The organism is Catellatospora sp. KI3 (genome assembly GCF_029948125.1).
Lineage (GTDB): Bacteria > Actinomycetota > Actinomycetes > Mycobacteriales > Micromonosporaceae > Catellatospora.
The window spans coordinates 166,186-182,720 of sequence record NZ_JASAMB010000013.1; the positions used below are offsets into that span (position 1 = coordinate 166,186).

General features: G+C 73.8%; 11 protein-coding genes. 7 read left to right on the forward strand and 4 right to left on the reverse strand.

Translation table 11 applies throughout. The features are described from left to right. The first annotated feature begins 48 nt into the window (after positions 1 to 48). Genes QEZ54_RS21465 through QEZ54_RS21485 form a run of 5 tightly spaced genes read left to right on the forward strand, consistent with a single transcriptional unit; the run spans position 49 to position 9,952 of the window. Complete coding sequence (locus QEZ54_RS21465) at positions 49 to 1,833, forward strand: hypothetical protein (RefSeq protein WP_281306473.1); 1,785 nt, start codon at positions 49 to 51, stop codon at positions 1,831 to 1,833. Next, complete coding sequence (locus QEZ54_RS21470; RefSeq protein ID WP_281306474.1) at positions 1,830 to 5,273, forward strand: AMP-binding protein; 3,444 nt, start codon at positions 1,830 to 1,832, stop codon at positions 5,271 to 5,273. Before QEZ54_RS21465 ends, QEZ54_RS21470 begins: the two co-directional genes overlap by 4 nt. Positions 5,274 to 5,303: 30 nt before the next feature. Further along, the gene (locus QEZ54_RS21475) at positions 5,304 to 6,278 is read left to right on the forward strand and encodes a hypothetical protein (protein WP_281306475.1); all 975 of its coding nucleotides are present in this window, start codon (positions 5,304 to 5,306) and stop codon (positions 6,276 to 6,278) included. Between the two features lie 5 nt (positions 6,279 to 6,283). Further along, on the forward strand, positions 6,284 to 8,170 hold the full coding sequence (locus tag QEZ54_RS21480) for an ABC transporter ATP-binding protein/permease (protein WP_281306476.1): 1,887 nt from the start codon (positions 6,284 to 6,286) through the stop codon (positions 8,168 to 8,170). A gap of 3 nt (positions 8,171 to 8,173) precedes the next feature. Next, positions 8,174 to 9,952 (forward strand): ABC transporter ATP-binding protein, encoded by a 1,779-nt coding sequence (locus QEZ54_RS21485; protein ID WP_281306477.1) that lies wholly within the window; start codon positions 8,174 to 8,176, stop codon positions 9,950 to 9,952. 71 nt (positions 9,953 to 10,023) lie between these two features. Here the strand turns inward: QEZ54_RS21485 and QEZ54_RS21490 are convergent, their stop codons facing one another. After that, the gene (locus QEZ54_RS21490) at positions 10,024 to 12,324 is read right to left on the reverse strand and encodes an isoamylase (protein WP_281306478.1); all 2,301 of its coding nucleotides are present in this window, start codon (positions 12,322 to 12,324) and stop codon (positions 10,024 to 10,026) included. 158 nt (positions 12,325 to 12,482) lie between these two features. On the opposite strand from QEZ54_RS21490, the gene QEZ54_RS21495 reads away from it, so the two are divergent. Next, entirely contained in the window at positions 12,483 to 13,133 is a 651-nt protein-coding gene (locus QEZ54_RS21495; RefSeq protein ID WP_281306479.1) for a hydrolase, read from the forward strand. Here QEZ54_RS21495 and QEZ54_RS21500 read toward each other — a convergent pair. Next, positions 13,117 to 14,139 (reverse strand): GAF domain-containing protein, encoded by a 1,023-nt coding sequence (locus QEZ54_RS21500; protein WP_281306480.1) that lies wholly within the window; start codon positions 14,137 to 14,139, stop codon positions 13,117 to 13,119. The two genes, QEZ54_RS21495 and QEZ54_RS21500, sit on opposite strands and share 17 nt — an antisense overlap. 127 nt (positions 14,140 to 14,266) lie before the next feature. Here QEZ54_RS21500 and QEZ54_RS21505 point away from each other — a divergent pair, with 127 nt between their 5' ends. Continuing rightward, positions 14,267 to 15,094, forward strand: coding sequence for an MOSC N-terminal beta barrel domain-containing protein (locus tag QEZ54_RS21505; RefSeq protein ID WP_281306481.1), 828 nt, complete (start codon positions 14,267 to 14,269; stop codon positions 15,092 to 15,094). 36 nt (positions 15,095 to 15,130) lie between these two features. Here QEZ54_RS21505 and QEZ54_RS21510 read toward each other — a convergent pair whose 3' ends face one another. Together QEZ54_RS21510 and QEZ54_RS21515 are read right to left on the reverse strand one after the other, a co-directional pair. Further along, complete coding sequence (locus tag QEZ54_RS21510; protein WP_281306482.1) at positions 15,131 to 15,337, reverse strand: RNA-binding S4 domain-containing protein; 207 nt, start codon at positions 15,335 to 15,337, stop codon at positions 15,131 to 15,133. A 14-nt stretch (positions 15,338 to 15,351) separates the two neighbouring features. After that, positions 15,352 to 16,530 (reverse strand): M20/M25/M40 family metallo-hydrolase, encoded by a 1,179-nt coding sequence (locus QEZ54_RS21515; protein WP_281306483.1) that lies wholly within the window; start codon positions 16,528 to 16,530, stop codon positions 15,352 to 15,354. Positions 16,531 to 16,535 lie beyond the last annotated feature (5 nt).

Genomic DNA, 16,535 nt, shown 5'->3' on the forward strand with positions numbered 1-16,535 from the left:
CACGTACGCCGCCTGGCCTCGCCATGTCCGGTCGCCGAAGGTGGGAACGTGAGACGAACGACGAAACTCGACCAGTGGAGCCAGGAGCTGGGCGACGTGCGCGACGCCGCCGCGCTGTTCGGCGGCAGCGCCCAGGCCGCGGTGCTGCGCCTGCTCACGATGGGCGGCAAGATTCCGTTCCGCTCCGCGTTCGACGGCCTCACCCTGCGGGAACAGGCGATCGTCCGGCACCTGCTCGGCCGCCCGCAGCTGCGGCTGACCGCGCCGGGCGCCGACGCGCCGCCCGCCCAGTTCGTGCTGTGCCACTCGGCACTGGGCAAGCTGTCCGTCCACGAACCCGGTGAGGCGCCCGCCGACGAGGTGGTCGCCGAACTCGCGCTGCCGCAGTGGATCATCGAGATGATCGACGAGGAGTACCTCCCGGCACAGGCCGAAGAGGACCACCAGCGGCACGAGCTCGACCACATGCTGCACACCTGGCACGCCGAGGGCACCCTGCCCGAGCGGCTGGAAGAGGTCGTCGACTGGGTCGAACGGGTCGAGACCGTCCTGGTCTACATCCAGCGGCGGGTCTTCTCCCGCTCCGACTCCGGTTCCAGCACCCTCATCCGCGACGGCGTGCTGCCCGCGCTGCGCGGGCGGCCGCCGGCCGACTGGAGCCCGGAGGAGCGGCTGTTCGTCGCCGCGATCCAGCTGCTGTTCCGGACGGGACGGGCGGTCCGGTTCGAGGAGTTCAACGGACGCCAGCTCAGCGCCGTCGGCCTGCGCCGGACCCTGACCACCCGCTGCGCCGCGTACCTGAACGCCCTCGGCGAGCAGGCCGACGGCCGGCTGAGCACCGCGACCCTGGCCGAGCTGGCGGCGCTCGCGGGCGACCTCGTCGAACTCGTCGACGGCGGCGGCCAGATGCGCTACCGGCGCGTCAACGGCCTGACCTACGCCAAGGACGAGTACCTGATGCCCTGGGACCAGGGCCAGCGCACCCAGGCGGAGCTGCCCGAGACGCTGCTCTCGCTGGCCGGGGGCCTGGACGGCCCGGCCGCCGACACCGACGCGGCCACCTGGGTGCGGCAGGCCACCGCCGCCGCGCTGCGGACCGCCCACGCCGTCGGCGACGACGGCGAACTGGCGCGGATCCTGGAAGGCATCGTGCTCGGCGCGGTCATCGACGGCCGGGCCGACTACGGCATGTCCAGCGGGGTGCGGGACCTGTCCCGCCTGGACGGAGCCGCCGGAGAGTACGGCCAGGAGGTGGCCGAGCTGAAGAAGCCCGACTTCTTCTGCTGCGTGCTGCCCAGCCCCGACATGGCCGCCGACCTGCCCGCCCCGGCCGTCACCGACATCCTCTGGCAGGTCGCCCAGCGCATGATGTACAACCGCTGGCACTTCGTGCCCGGCAACTTCGACCGGGCGCAGGTACCCCGCCAGCGGCACTACTTCTTCCCGCCGCTGGTGCCCGACATCGGCGAATGGGGCGACCTGCGCCACGGCGGCCACACCACCGCCCGGGTCCGCTACACGCTGCGGGCGCCCGGCGCCGCGATGTGGCGCCAGCCCTTCACCGTCGGGGGACGCCAGTACCGCGGCGCGTTCGACATCCGGCTGGTGCGGATGGAAGGCCCGCCGTTCACCCTCGCCGACCTGCGGGTCGCCTGCCGCTACTCGGCGCTGGTGGACGTGTTCTGGCGCGAGATCGCCGCCTACGCCGACGCCCACGGCGGCTGGACCCCGACGATCACGGCCTTCAGCGGCGACTGGTACGCCAAGGAGTCCTGGCGCGAACCCGTCGACCGGCTGGCCGCCGCGGAGCGGGCGATCGGCGCGCCGGCGTGAACCAGAGCCAGCGGCACGTGGTCGTCAACGGCCAGGACCAGTACTCCCTGTGGCCGACGGACCGGCCGGTGCCGGGCGGATGGACACCTGTCTTCACCGGCGAGACCGAGGTGTGCCTGGAGCACATCACCCGGCTGTGGACCGACCTGCGGCCGGCCGCGCTGCGCCCAGCCGGCGTCGGCACGGTCGCCGGTGCGCGGCCCCAGCCGGCCGACGCCGCGGTCGACTCCGTGCTGTCGATCGCCGCCGGGCCGCGCCGCCCGGTCGACCAGACGCCGCTGCACGTGCTGATCGACCGGGCGCTGGCGGCCGATCCCGGCCGGATCGCGGTGCGCTGCGCCGGAGTCGAGGTCACCGCCGGTGAGCTGCTGGCGCGGGTACGCCGTACCGCGCGGGTGCTGCGGACGCACGGCGCCGGCCCCGAGACACCGGTCGCGGTGCTGCTGCCCCGCTCGGTCGAGGCCGTCGTGGCGATCCTCGCGGTGCTGGCGTCCGGGTCGGCGTACCTGCCGCTGTCCGTGCACGACCCCGCCGACCGGCGGGCCCGGATCCTGGCCGACGCCGGCGACCCGGTCCTGCTCACCGGCCCGGCGCACGCCGCGCTGGTGCCGGCCGGCTACCCGGCGGCGGTGCTGGACGTCACCGACCTGCCCGACCCGTCCGGTGACGGCGGTGACGGCGGCTGCCAGGTCGAGAACCTGGCGTTCATCATGTACACCTCCGGCACCAGCGGCGCGCCCAAGGGCGTGCTCGGCACCCACCGGCAGCTGGTCAACTACGTGGCCTGGTGCGCCGAGGAGTTCGCGTTCCAGCCGGGCGAGCGCGCCGTGCTGCACGCCCCGCTGTACTTCGTCGGCTCGGTGATGACGCTGTTCACCGCACTCGTCGCGGACTGGGAACTGGAGGTCGCCCCGGAGCCGGTCGCGTTCGACGACCTGATCGCCCTGACCGCCTCGGCCCCGTGCGGCTTCCTGAAGCTGACCCCCTCGCACGTACGGGCGATGACCGCCCTGGGCGGCGTCGACGACGTGGCCCGGCAAGTGATGATCGGCAGCGAGCCGCTCTACCTCACCCCCGAGTTCGACAAGTGGATCACCGGCAGCCCGATGTCCGGGTTCGGCAACCACTACGGCATGAGCGAGACCGTCGGCGCGACGTGGTACTGGATCGGCGCCGACCGCAGCGTCGGGCGGCGGCTGCCCGTCGGCGCGCCGATCCCCAACGCCGAGGTGCACATCGTCGACGAGCAGGGCCTGCCCGTGGCGCTGGGCGAGGCGGGCGAGATCTGCCTGGGCGGGGCCGTCATCGGCCGCGGCTACCACGGCCAGCCCGCGCTGACGGCCCAGCGGTGGATCCCGCACCCGGCCGGCGACGGCACCCGGCTGCTGCGCACCGGCGACCTCGGCCGGATGCGACCCGACGGGGTGCTGGACGTCCTGGGCCGGGCCGACCGGCAGGTGAAGATCCGCGGCCAGCGCGTCGAACCGCCCGCCGTCGAGGACGCGCTGCGCCGCTGTCCGGGCGTCGCCGAAGCGGTCGTGATCGCCGAGCCCGACGGCCACGACCTGCAACTGGTCGCCTACCTGCGCTCGGAGGAGCAGCCGCCACCCGCGGCGGCCACCCTGCGCGCCCACGCGGCCGGGCTGCTGCCCGAGGCGTCGGTGCCGAGCCGCTTCCTGTACGTGGCGCGGTATCCGCTCACCCCGAACGGCAAGGTCGACACCCGGCGGCTGCCGGACACCCCGACGGTGCGCCCCGCGCTGAGCACCGTGTACACGGCCCCGGCGGGTGACCTGGAGACGGCGGTCGCGGCGGTGGTCGCCCGGGTGCTGCGCGTGGACCGGCTGGGCGCCGACGACGACTTCTTCGAACTGGGTGGGGACTCGATGCGGGTCGTCGAGGTCGTCACCCGGCTCGACGAGGAGCTCGGCCTGTCGGTCGGCATCGCCGACCTGTTCGACCGCCGTACCGTCCGGTCGCTGGCCGCCGCGCTGGACGCCGACCCGGCGCCCGCCCCGGCGGTCGGCACCGTGAACCGGGCGGAGCAGCCCACCGACTCCGCGGCCGTGACACCGGTGGTCTCCGGCGCGGCGATCCAGGCCCGGTTCAGCGGCACGTCGGCCGCCTCCGCCCCGCTGACCTGGGGCCAGACGGCCATGTTCCGGCCCATGCAGTGGTTCGGCGAGGCCAGCGCGAACTTCAACATCAAACGGGTGCTGCGGCTGTCGGCCCCGGTCCCGGCCGAACGGGTCGCCACCGCCTGGTCCCAGCTGATCCTGCGGCACCAGGTGCTCCGCAGCCTGATGACCGACGGCCCCGACGGCCCCCACCAGCACCTGCGGCCCGAAGGCGCGTACGAGCCGCAGATCGTCGACACCACCGCCGCCGAACTCGACGCGACCGCCGAGGCCACCGCCGCTGAACTGGCCGCCGCGGCGTTCCACCTGGACCGGCAGTGGCCGGTGCGGTTCGCGCTGCTGCGCGTCGACGGCCAGGTCGAAGCCGTCGCCGTGGCCGCCTCCCACGTGTCGCTGGACGGCTGGTCGCTGGAGCTGCTGCTGGCCGAGCTGCGCGTCCTCGTCGAAGGCGAACGGGCCCTGCCCGCGCCGGGCTGGCAGCCACTGGACCAGGCCGCCTACGAGGCGTCACCGGCCGGGCAGCGCCGCGCCCGGCAGTCCCTGGACCACTGGCGGCAACGGCTGCCCCTGGTACCGCATCGGATCTTCGACGGCCCGGACCACGACGGCGGCGAGCTGCCCGTGGTCACCTGGCGGATGGAGTCGGCGGCCGTGGCCGCTGCCGCATCCGAACTGGCCGTGCGCACCGGAGCGTCGACGTCCACGGTGGTGCTGACCGCGGTGCTGCTGACCCAGGCGGCGCTGACCGGCAGGGACCGGGCCGTGGTCAAACTCATCGCGGGCAACCGCAACACCCCCCGGCAGCGGGAACTGGCCACGGGCATCGCCCAGAACGCGCTGCTGGTCTTCGACGTCGGCGACGGCGACCTGGAGGACGCCGTCCGCCGCTGCTACCGCGACTCCACCGAGTCCTACTTCCACGCCACCTACCCGCCGCAGGCCCTGGACGACCTGATCGCGGCCGAGGGCCCGCAGGCCGACCAGTCGGTGTACTTCAACGACTCCCGGATGGGCCGCGACTTCGACCCGGTGCCCGGCCCTCGCGACCGGGCGGCACTGGCGGAGCTGGCGCGGCACACCACGGTGCGGCAGGTCGCCGCCGTCGCCCGCCACGACATGACGTTCTTCGTGGCGATGCCCCACCTGGCCGGCGGCTGCGCCCTGCACCTGCTGGCCGACACCCGGCGGGTCCCCGCCGAGACGTGCCTGCGGGCGCTGCGGGGCATCGAGACCCTGCTGTGCGAGGCAGTGTCGCGTCCCGTACCGGTCAAAGACGTCGCCGCCCTGCTCGCCCTCGACTGAACCCGCCCACCCCGACCGCCTGGAGCCAACATGACCGACCCGTACCCGCTGCTGCATCGCCTGGCCGCCGACGGCGACGCCGCCCTGGGCGGCACCCCGCTGCCACCCGACGGCCGCTACCAGGTCGTCACCACCACCGTCGACGAGGTCACGGCCCAGATCGTGCGCACCCTGCGCGACGGGTTCGCCGGGCGCGCCCCGGGCGACTACCCGCTGCTGGTGCTCGGCTGGGGACGGTGCCGGGTCGGGTCGACGGCGGTCACGAACCTGTTCGGCATGGCCGGAGCCAGCGCCTACTACCAGCCGGTCAAGACCATCGGCCGGTTCGCGCTGACCGGCGGCGAGGGGTCGCCGTGGAAGCTGCCCGACGGCGAACCGGTGCTGTTCGCCAAGGAGATGGCCGGGCCGTACGTGCCGTTCGAGGCGCTGTTCAACCCGGCCCGCTGCCTCATCGAAGCCGGCTGGCCGGTCGACCGGCTGCGACTGCTGGTGCTCGACCGGCAGCCGCGGGCCAGCCTCGACTCGTGGATGGCCAAGTGGGCGGGCAAGATCGGCCGGACCCGGGTGGTGGAGAACTTCGTGCTCAGCACCCTGAACTACGCGCGGATGCGCACCTACGCCGAGGCGGAGGGCCTGGCGGTGACGCACTTCCCGTACGAGTGCAGCCGCGCCCCCGAGCAGACGGTGTCGCGGCTGTTCGACCGCCTCGGCATCGGCCACCTGTACCGGCCGCAGATGCTCACCGGCTGGGGCGCGGCCGGTGACCTCAACTCCGACCAGTCGAAGATCCACCACCCGGTCGAGCCGGAGCCCTACATCGTCCCCGGCCTGCACGGCAACGCCGACGAGTACCGCTTCCGGGACCGGCCGGTGACGGTGCTGACCGACGCGGAACTCGCCGCCGCCGACAGCCCCGAGGTCACCGAGTCCTACGAGGTGTCGATGCGTCGCTGCGCCCGGGAGCTGGAGCTGCCCGCGCCCCTGCGGGACGAGATCTTCGGCTGACCGCGGTGACCACTTCCACCACCAGCGCCGGGCAGCTGCGCGAGGCCGCCGCCGCCCGGCTGCGCATCGCCCGGCAGCTGCCCGCCGCCGGGGCGGCCGGGACCGCCGTGGCGCTGGCGCTCAGCGTGTTCCGCGGCGTGCTGCCGGTCGTGTTCGCCGTCGCCGTCAGCACGACCGTCGGCCGGATCGGCCCGGTGCTGCGCGGCACCGCCGGGCAGGCCGAACTGTGGTGGCCGCTGGCCGCCGCCGGCGGCGCGCTGATCGCGCTGCAACTGGCCGAGGCGGCGCAGAAGGCCATCGGCGAGCAGCTCAGCCGCCGCGTCGACGGGCACATGTACCGGCGGCTCATCCACGCGTCGCTGTCGACCCGCGAGATCACGCCGCTGGAGGACCCGGCGGTGCTCGACGAGCTGGGCGAGGCCGGGCACGAGCTGCGGTTCGCGTTCCGCACCCCGGGCGCGGCCTACGCCGGGCTGATCGCGCTGGTCGGGCCGTACACGCAGGTCGCCGGGTTCACGGTGGTGGTCGCGCTGGTGCTGGGGCCGTGGGCGGCGCTGGCGATGCTGGCGGTGGTGCTGCTGTTCCGCCACGGTCAGCGCGGCGGCCTGCGCCGCTACGCCCGCGTCATCCGCGGCGTCGCCGCCATCCGCCGGGAGAGCCGCTACCTGCGCGGGCTGGCGATGGGCCCGGCCGCGGCCAAGGAGCTGCGGGTCTTCGGCCTCACCGGCTGGCTCACCGAACGCTACCGGCAGGTCTACCAGCGGGCACTGGCCCCCGTATGGTCTGAACGCCGCCGCATCTACCTGCGGCCCTACCTGGCGTACACGGCTGCCGGGCTCGTCGGCGTCGCCGCCGTCCTGGCGCTGGCCGCGACGCGCGCCGCCGCCGGAGCGCTGGACCTGGCCGCCCTCGCACTGGTGCTGCAGGCGGTGATGGCGCTGATCCGGCTGGGCGAGTTCTACCCAGACTCCGACACCCAGACGCAGTACGGCATGAACGCCGAGACCGCCATCACCGCGTTCGAGACGGCCATGGCCGGCTACACCGAACCCGCCGACTCCGGCCGGGTCGCCCCGGCCGCCACCGCCGCCCCGGCCATCGACTTCGCCGGGGTGCGCTTCGCCTACCCCGGCGCCGCCGATCCGGTGTTCGACGGGCTTGATCTGCACATTCCCGCCGGGCAGTGCACCGCCCTGGTCGGCGTCAACGGCGCGGGCAAGACCACCCTGGTCAAGCTCCTGGCCCGGCTCTACTCGCCCGGCGCCGGGACGGTGCGGGCCGACGGCGTCGACGTGGCCGACCTGCCTGCCCGCGACTGGCAGCGCCGCATCGCCGTGGTGTTCCAGGACTTCGTCCGCTACGAACTGTCCGCGGCGGCCAACATCGGGTTCGGCGCCGTCGAGCACCTCGACGACCGGGCCGGCATCCGCCGCGCGGCGCAGGCGGCGGGGCTGCTGGACAGCCTCGACCGGCTGCCCGCCGGTCTGGACACGCTCCTGTCGCGCGGCTACGACGGCGGGGTCGACCTGTCCGGCGGCCAGTGGCAGCGCATCGCCATCGCCCGGGCCCTGTTCGCCCTGTACCACGGCAGCACCGTGCTCGTGCTGGACGAGCCGACCGCCGCCCTGGACGTACGCGCCGAAGCCGAGTTCTTCGCCCGGTTCGCCGAGCTGACCCGCGGCCGTACCACCGTCCTGATCTCGCACCGGCTGTCCAGCGTGCGCCTGGCCGACCGGATCGTCCTGCTCGAACACGGGCAGGTCGTCGAGCAGGGCAGCCACGACGAACTCATGGCCGCTAACGGCCGGTACGCCGCGATGTTCACGCTGCAGGCCGAACGCTTCGCCGCCGCCGACGCCGGCGGCGATCCGGTGGCGGGGAAGGTGGGATGAGCGATGCTCGAAGCGATCACTGGGCTGCTGCGGCTGTCCTGGCGGCAGGACCGCCGCAAGATGTCCGTGGCACTCGCGCTGATGGGCGCCAACGCCGTCGCAGTGCCGCTGGGGGCGCTGGCGCTCAAACACCTCACCGACGCGGCGGCGGCCGCCGACACCACCGCGGCCGCCTGGTCCGCCCTCGCCGTCGCGGTCGCCGCGATCGGGGCGCTGACCTGCGCGCACTTCGCGCACATCGCCTACTTCGAAGTGTCCGAACTCAACGTCCTGAGCACCGACGAGCAGCTCATCGAGATCAGCAACGGCACACCGTACCTCGACCACCACGAGCGGCCCGACCACGCCGACCGGATGGCCCTGGCCCAGGACGAACTGCAGCGCATCGGTGAGGGACTGCAGGCGCTGCTGACGGGCGGGTCGCTGGCCGTCAGCCTGCTGCTGACGACCGTGCTGCTCACCATGGCCCACCCGGCGCTGGTGGTGCTGCCGCTGCTGGCCGCGCTGCCGCTGCTGGCCGGACGCCGGGCCCAGGCCGCGGTCGACCGGGCCCGCGAGGACAGCACCGTGGACACCCGGCAGGGCCGGCACCTGTTCGAGCTGACCACCGACGCGGCGTCGGCGAAGGAACTGCGCCTGCTCGGCCTGGTCGACCACCTGCAACGGCGCTACGCCGGACACTGGCGGGCCGCCACCGACCGGATCTGGCGCGGCGAGCTGACCGCCGGGCTGTGGCGCGCGGCCGGACAGGCCGTGTTCGCCCTCGGCTACGTCGCGGCCCTGGTCCTGGTCGTGCGCGAGGCGGTACGCGGCGACGCGGGCGTCGGCGACGTCGTCCTCTCGATCATCCTGGCCTCGCAGCTCAACCAGCAGGTCGCCGCCGCCGTGACGATCACGCAGCAGCTCGCGCGCAGCGGCCGCTCACTGCGCCGCCTCGACGAACTGAGGGCCCTAGTGCCGCAGCCGCCCGCCGGACCGGCCGCGCCGCTCACCCCGCCGTCGCGACTGCTGGAGGGCATCCGCCTGCGGCACGTCACGTTCACCTACCCCGGCGCGGACGGGCCCGTGCTGCGCGACGTGGACCTGCTGCTGCCCGCCGGGAGCACGGTGGCGGTCGTGGGCGAGAACGGTGCGGGCAAGACGACCCTGGTCAAGCTCCTCAACCGGTTCTACGAACCCGACCGCGGCGCGATCCTCGTCGACGGAGTCGACCTGCGCGACTTCGACCTGGCCGCGTGGCGGGCCCGGACCACGGCCGCGTTCCAGGACTACGCCCGCCCGGAGCTGACGGCCCGGCTGGCCGTCGGCGTCGGCGACCTGCCCCGCGCGCACGACGACGACGCGGTGCGCGCCGGTCTGGCCAGGGCGCATGCCACCGTCGTCGACCGGCTGCCGTACGGACTGGACACCCGGCTGGGCCGCAGCCACGCCGACGGGGGCGTCGACGCCTCCGGCGGGCAGTGGCAGCAGCTCGCGCTCGGCCGGGCGATGATGCGCGACGCCCCGCTGCTGATGGTGCTCGACGAACCGGCGTCGGCGCTGGACGCCGAGGCTGAGCACCGGCTGTTCCAGCGGTACGCCGACGGCGCGGCGCGGGTCGCCGCCGACAGCGGCGGCGTCACGGTGTTCGTGTCGCACCGGTTCTCCACCGTCCGCGACGCCGACCTGATCATCGTCATCGGCGACGGAGGAGTCCGCGAGATGGGCACCCACGACGAGCTGATCCGGTCGGACGGCGTCTACGCCGCCCTGTACGGCACGCAGGCGGCGGCCTACCGCTGAGACATGCGCGGCCACCCTGCCGCCCCTGGTCGGACCCGGCCGGAAAGACCGGGTCCGACCAGGGGCGGAGTTCACTTCGCGAGCAGCAGCAGGACCGCCCGGCCGTGCAGGACGTACGCCGTCCCGCCGCCGCCGAGCAGGGCCTCGGTGCCGGGCGTGGCCACCTGGCCCGAGCCCTCGGCCCAGGTGGAGGTGTCGGTCACCCGGTACCAGCTCTTGCCCGCCGGGGGAGCGGGCAGCGTGAACGTCACGTCCCCCGACCAGCCGTTGTACGCCGTGTAGAGCGCGGCTGCGGAGTCGCCGAACTCGGTGCCGTCCAGGCGCCAGGCCAGCGCGTGGTTGTTCGCGTTGCCCCAGTACGCCCCGTCCGGCGCCGTCCCGGCCGGGGTGAACCACTCCAGCTGCCCCAGCCCGTTGCCGTTGCCGTCGGCAGCGGTGTAGAAGTTCGCCGGGCGCAGCGCCGGGTGCGCCTTGCGGAAGGCGACCATCCGAGCAGTGAACGTCTGGAAGTTCGACTCGTCGGTGGTCAGCGACCAGTCCAGCCAGTTGGCGCTGGAGTCGAGGTTGTACGGGTTGTTGTTGCAGTTCACCGACCGCAGCGTCTCGTCGCCGCCGGTGAACATCGGCACCCCGCCCGACAGCAGCACCAGCGCCATCCCGTTGCGGGCGGCCTTGCGCTGGTCGGCGGCGATCCCGCCCTGGTCCCAGGAGATGTTGTCGTCGCTGCCGCCGTCCGACGGTCCGTACGGCCAGGCCTGACCGTTGTTCTTGGCGTTGCACGAGTACAGGTCCTTGAGGGTGAACCCGTCGTGGACCACCATGAAGTCGATCGAGTGGAAGGGCCTGCGGCCGTCGTCGCCGTACAGGTCGGACGAGCCGGCGAACCGGGTGGCCAGGTCGCTCGGGGTGACCGCGTCCACGCCCATCTTGTTCTGGTCGCGCCGGACCGTGTCGCGGTAGATGCCGTTCCACTCGGCCCAGGCGGCCGGGAAGTTGCCGACCTGGTACGTCCCGGCGCCCAGCGCCCACGGCTCGGCGATCCAGTCCACGCCGGAGCCGCCGCCCGCCGGGCGCCCGGGCATCTCGGTGGTGAGCCGGTTGAGCGCGGTGTTCGGATCCGTCCTGCTGTAGCTGAAGCAGCCGTGCTGGCAGGTGTTGCCCAGCACCGGGGCCAGGTCGAACCGGAACCCGTCCACCCCGAGCGTGTTCTTCCAGTACGCGACGGAGTCGACGATGAGGTTCTGCGCGACGGTGTTGCGGGTGTTGTAGTTGTGCAGCAACCCGGTGTTGTCCATGGACCCCTGCATGTCGCTGGTCAGCGAGTAGTAGGTCGGGTTGTCCAGGCCGCGCCAGGAGAAGATGTTGTACGTGTTCTTGTCGCCGAGCGTGCCGCCCTCGGCGGTGTGGTTGTAGACGACGTCGATGTACACCTTGATCCCGGCGTCGTGGTAGGCCTTGACCATGGCCTTGAACTCGCGCGTCGGCCCGCCCGCGGTCTTGTCGGAGGAGTAGCGGCGGTCCGGGGCGAAGTAGTTCTCGGTCATGTAGCCCCAGTAGTTGTCGCCGCTGGTGCTGGTCGGGTTGGTGTCGTTGGCGTCGTTCTGGGTCTCCTGCACCGGCAGGAACTCCACCGCGGTCACCCCGAGCGAGGCCAGCGCGGCGGCCTTGAGCCCGGCACCCTTGTACGTGCCCCGGTAGGCGGCCGCGATCGAGGTGTCGGACTTGGTCAGGCCGCGCGGGTGCACCTCGTACACCACCTCGTCCTTGAAGGCGCGGGTCGGCTTGGTGCCGGTGCTGGTGGCGTCGGCGGCCAGCACGAGTCCCTTGGGCGCGATGGTGCCCGTGTCGACGGCGCGTCTGGCCGGGCCGGAGGAGTAGTCGGAGGCGACGCCGTCGGTGAAGGCGGTGTCGTGGCTGACCTCGCGGGCGTACGGGTCGAGCAGCAGCTTGTTGGGGTTGAAGCGGTTGCCGGCGGCGTCGACGTCGGCGACGAACCCGGTCGACGACCCCTTGGTCCAGCTCGCGCTGTAGGGCCAGTTCGGACCCCAGGCGCGGTAGCCGTAGTAGACGGTGCCGGTGACCCCGGCCGCCTGGAGGGTGGCCGTGCCGACCGTGGCGGCCCAGACGTCGCCGGTGCCCTTGGTCAGCACATAGCTGGCCTTCTCCTGCGCGCCGGTGGCGGCGGCGTAGACGTACACGGCGATGCGGGTGGCGCGGGAGGAGTAGACGCGGAAGGTGACGTTGGACGCGGTGGCGTCGTAGCGGCCGCCCAGGGCCTGGGTGTCGATGCCTGCTCGGGCGGCGGGGGAGACGAGGGTGAGACCGGCGGTGACCAGTGCGGCCGCCAGCGTCACTCTCCAGAAGCTGCGCATGGGGAGTCCTTCCCGGAACGTGCGCGCGGGGACGAAGCATCTGCAAGTTCTTGCAGGAGTTGACCCAGATTACGAGCAAGTTTCAGAAGCGTAAAGGCCTGTCCGCGCACCCCGGCAAACCGTCCGCGCGGCGGCAGCTCACGGCGCACGATGGAGTCGTGCACCCGCCGACGATCACCGAGTTGACCCTGCCGGTGACCGGCCGCGCCCTGCCCGGCACGCTCGCCGTCCCCGAGCAGCCCGTCGGGCTGGTCGTGTTCGCCCACGGCAGCGGCAGCAGCCGGACCAGCCCCCGCAACCGGTACGTCGCCGGACTGCTGCACCACGCGGGCCTGGCCACCCTGCTGTTCGACCTGCTCACCGAGGACGAGGAGAGCGAACGGGGCAACGTCTTCGACATCGAGCTGCTCGCCGGGCGGCTGGCCGAGGTGCTCACCTGGCGGCGGACCCGCCCCGAGCTCGCCGACCTGCCGCTGGGCCTGTTCGGCGCCAGCACCGGCGCCGCCGCCGCGCTGTGGGCCGCCGCCGACGGCGACCTGGGCGTACGCGCCGTGGTCAGCCGGGGCGGCCGTCCCGACCTCGCTGCGGCCCTGCTGCCCGGGGTGCGCGCGGCCACGCTGCTCATCGTCGGCGGCCTCGACACGGCGGTGCTCGCGCTCAACCAGGAGGCCGCCGCGGAACTCGGCGGCGAGCACGCGGTGGCGGTCGTGCCCGGGGCCACGCACCTGTTCGAGGAGCCCGGCACCCTGCACCACGCGGGCGAGCTCGCCCGCGACTGGCTGCTGCGCCACCTCAGTCCCACAGGCTGACGCCGGTGTGGTGCGCCGGGCGCCGCCGCTTGTCGGTGGGCACGCCGTCGTACTCCAGCGCCAGGCCCGCCTGCGCGGCGAAGGCGCCGACCATCTCCTGGTCGATGGGCTCGAACGGGTCCGCGGCGCACCGGCGGGCGATGGTGAGCGCCCCGAACGCCCGCTGCGCGCCGAGCACCGGTGCGATCAGCACCCGGCCCACGTCCGTACCGAGGACCAGGGGCGCGCTGGTCGGATGCTGGTGCGGGTCGAACTGGAACGGCTGGCCGACCCGGATCGCCCGCTGCGCGAACGAACCCTCCAGCGGCGTCGACAGCTGCTCGAACGGGGCCAGCACCCCCATCGCCACGGCGACCCGCACGTGGCGGCCCCGGCGGCTCAGCAGCGACAGGCTCGCGCCGTCGGCGCCGCTGGCGCGCCAGGTGTGGTAGACCAGCTCCCGCAGCAGCGCCGGAGTGTGCACGCCCGCCAGCGCCCGCGTGGTCACCCCGATCATGGCCTCCTGCCAGGCGTGGCGGCGGCGCACCTCGGCGAACAGGCTGGCGTTGTCGATCGCGACCGCGGCCGTGGCCGCCAGGGTCACCGCCATCCGCTCGTCCTGCTCGGTGAACTCGACCCCATCGGGGCGGCCGGTCAGGTCCAGGTGGCCGAGCGTACGGCCGCCCAGCACGATCGGCACGCTCAGCAGGGGTCCGCGCAGCGCGTGCCCGTCCAGCAGCCGGGTGGCGGCCGGCAGGGCGCCGAAGTCGGGCACGCGCACCGGGCCGCCGCCCCACTCGACCTGCCGGAACAGGGCGGCCGCACCGGCCATCCGGGCCAGCAGCCGCTCGTCGCCGGCCGACTGGACCAGCCGCTCGGGCTGCCCGTCCGGGGTGACGGTGAGTGCCGCGTAGCCCGCCCCCACCAGCGCCCGCGCGGCGTCCACCAGGTGATGCAGCACCTGGTCGAGATCGACGCCCCGGGCCACCTCCAGGTTCGCCCGCAGCAGCACCTGAGCTCGATCCATCGCACGCGCCTCAGTCGACCGCTCCATACGCTCAAGCCCATTATGCCCTGTATGTAACCGCCTGGTCCGGCGGCCGCGGCGGCCCGGCGGGACAGCCGCCCGCGACCGTCGCCGTTAGGCTCGCGGTATGCGTTTGGCGAGCATCCACCTGTATCCGGTCAAGTCGCTGGGCGGCGTGGACGTGGCCGAGGCGACGGTGGAGCCCTGGGGGCTGCGGGGTGACCGCCGCTGGCTCGCGCTCAACCCCGACGGGACCTACCTGACCGCCCGCACCGCCCACCGCATGCTGGGCATCACCGCCGCCCCGCGCCCCGACGGCGGTCTGGAGCTGACCGACCGCGACGGCGCCACCCTGCTGGTCGACCCGCCGCACGGCGGCGAACCGGCCATGACGACCATGACCCGGTTGGACAAGGTAGTGCTCGCCGGGCAGCAGGCACACGACTGGCTGTCGGCCCGGCTGGGGCAGCCGCTGCGGCTGGCCTGGCTGGACGACCCGCGCCGCCGCACGGTCGCCCTCGACCACGGCGGCGAGCCCGGCGACCTGCTCAACCTGTCCGACGCCGGGCCGCTGCTGCTGGCCACGACCGCGTCGCTGCGGCGGCTGAACGACTGGATCGCCGAGGGCGCGGTCGAGCGCGGGGAGGACCTGCCCGAGCCGCTGCCGATGGCCCGGTTCCGGCCCAACGTGGTCATCGACGGCGTCGCCGAGCCGTTCGCCGAGGACGGCTGGCGCCAGGTCACTATCGGCGCGGCGCGGTTCCGGTGCACCGAGCAGTGCGACCGGTGCGCGCTGACCCTCATCGACACCGAAACGCTGGTCAGCGGCCGGGAGCCTATCCGGACCCTGTCCCGGCACCGCCGCCGCGACGGCAAGACGTGGTTCGCGATCCGCCTGGTGCCGATCGGCGACCCGGCCGTCGTCCGCGTCGGCGACCCGGTCACCGCCGCCTGAACCGGTCCGCCGAGGCCCTGCCGCGAGGCCGAAGCCTCAGGCCACGCGGACCTGCTGGCCGTCGATGCCGACGACGTCGCCGCGGAACAGCTGGCGTCCGCGCCGGGTGTCGACCTCGCCGTTGACCGTCACGTCGCCCGCCGTAACCCGCAGCTTCGCCTCACCGCCGGTCTCGATCACTCCGGCGAGCTTCAGGAACTGGCCGAGCCGGATCATGTCGTCACTGATCGCCACGTCTCTCACGAGGCCATTCTTACCTACAGGGCGAGCAGGAACTGCCGCAGTGCCCGGTAGTAGGGCTCGATGGTGGTGACGTCGACGTACTCCTGCGGGCCGTGCAGGCCGCCGCCGCCGATCCCGAAGATCACCGCCGGGATGCCGCGCTGGGAGTAGTACCGTCCGTCGGCCGCGCCGTGCTTGCGCAGGAACCCGGCCGGGAAGCCCTGGGCCTGCGCCGCGGCCCGCAGCGCCAGCACGTCGGGCAGCGTCCGGTCGGCCCAGTGCGGCGCGTCGGCCTGCGCGACCGCGACCTCCACCCCCGGGCCGCACACCTCCAGCAGATGCGCCCCGACCTGCTCGGCGTCGCGCCCGTCGAAGCCGGTCGCGCCGGGCGGGAACCGGATGTCCAGCCACGCCTGCGCGGTGGCGGGCACCTGGTTGAACGCCCGGTTGTCGGTCTCGATCCGGGCCACGTTGACCGTGGTCACCCACGCCTCACCGGTCGGCAGCGGATACGCCGCGAGCAGCTTGTCCACCGCCCGCACCACGGTGACCAGCGCGTTGTCGCCCTGCCATGGGTACGCGCTGTGCCCGGTGCGCCCGGTCGCCGACAGCCGCACCTGCGCGATGCCCTTGGAGTCGGTGACCAGCTCCAGCCCGCTCTGCTCGCCGATGACCACGAACTGCCCCGTGACGCCCTGCCCGACCTGGTGACCGGTGCCGTCCCGGCCGCCGACCTCCTCGTCGGTGACCAGCTGCAGCGCCACCGGGAAGGGCAGCGTCGGCGCCAGCTCGGCGAAGACCAGCGCCTCGACCAGCGCCGCGACCTTCATGTCGTGGGTGCCGCGCCCGTACAGCCGGTCGCCCTCGCGGCGGGCGGTGAACTGGTGCGGCTCGGCCGGGACCACGTCGACATGGCCGTTGAGGATGACCCGGAACTCCGGCCGGACCCCGCCCGCGTCGCGGTAGACCAGCGCGCTCGGCTTGCCCCGCGAGGCGAACCGCTCCACGGTGAACCCGGGGCCGACCCGGTCGAGCACCTGTTCGAGCACCAGGTCCAGGGCGCGGTGCAGCTCATCGGGGCGGTCGGCGGTCGACGGCACGGCGATCAGGCGGGCGGCCGTACCGAGGAAGGTCTCCAGGTCCACGGACCCATCCTGGCAGCGCGCCGCCACCCGGGCCAGCGCGGCGCCGATGTCGGCCGGTGCGGTTAGCATCCGGC

Coding starts and splice junctions, on each gene's coding strand:
- QEZ54_RS21475 (WP_281306475.1), top strand. CDS start 5,304: ATGACCGACCCGTACCCGCTGCTGCATCGCCTGGCCGCCGACGGCGAC.
- QEZ54_RS21485 (WP_281306477.1), top strand. CDS start 8,174: ATGCTCGAAGCGATCACTGGGCTGCTGCGGCTGTCCTGGCGGCAGGAC.
- QEZ54_RS21490 (WP_281306478.1), bottom strand. CDS start 12,324: ATGCGCAGCTTCTGGAGAGTGACGCTGGCGGCCGCACTGGTCACCGCC.
- QEZ54_RS21500 (WP_281306480.1), bottom strand. CDS start 14,139: ATGGATCGAGCTCAGGTGCTGCTGCGGGCGAACCTGGAGGTGGCCCGG.
- QEZ54_RS21505 (WP_281306481.1), top strand. CDS start 14,267: ATGCGTTTGGCGAGCATCCACCTGTATCCGGTCAAGTCGCTGGGCGGC.
- QEZ54_RS21515 (WP_281306483.1), bottom strand. CDS start 16,530: ATGCTAACCGCACCGGCCGACATCGGCGCCGCGCTGGCCCGGGTGGCG.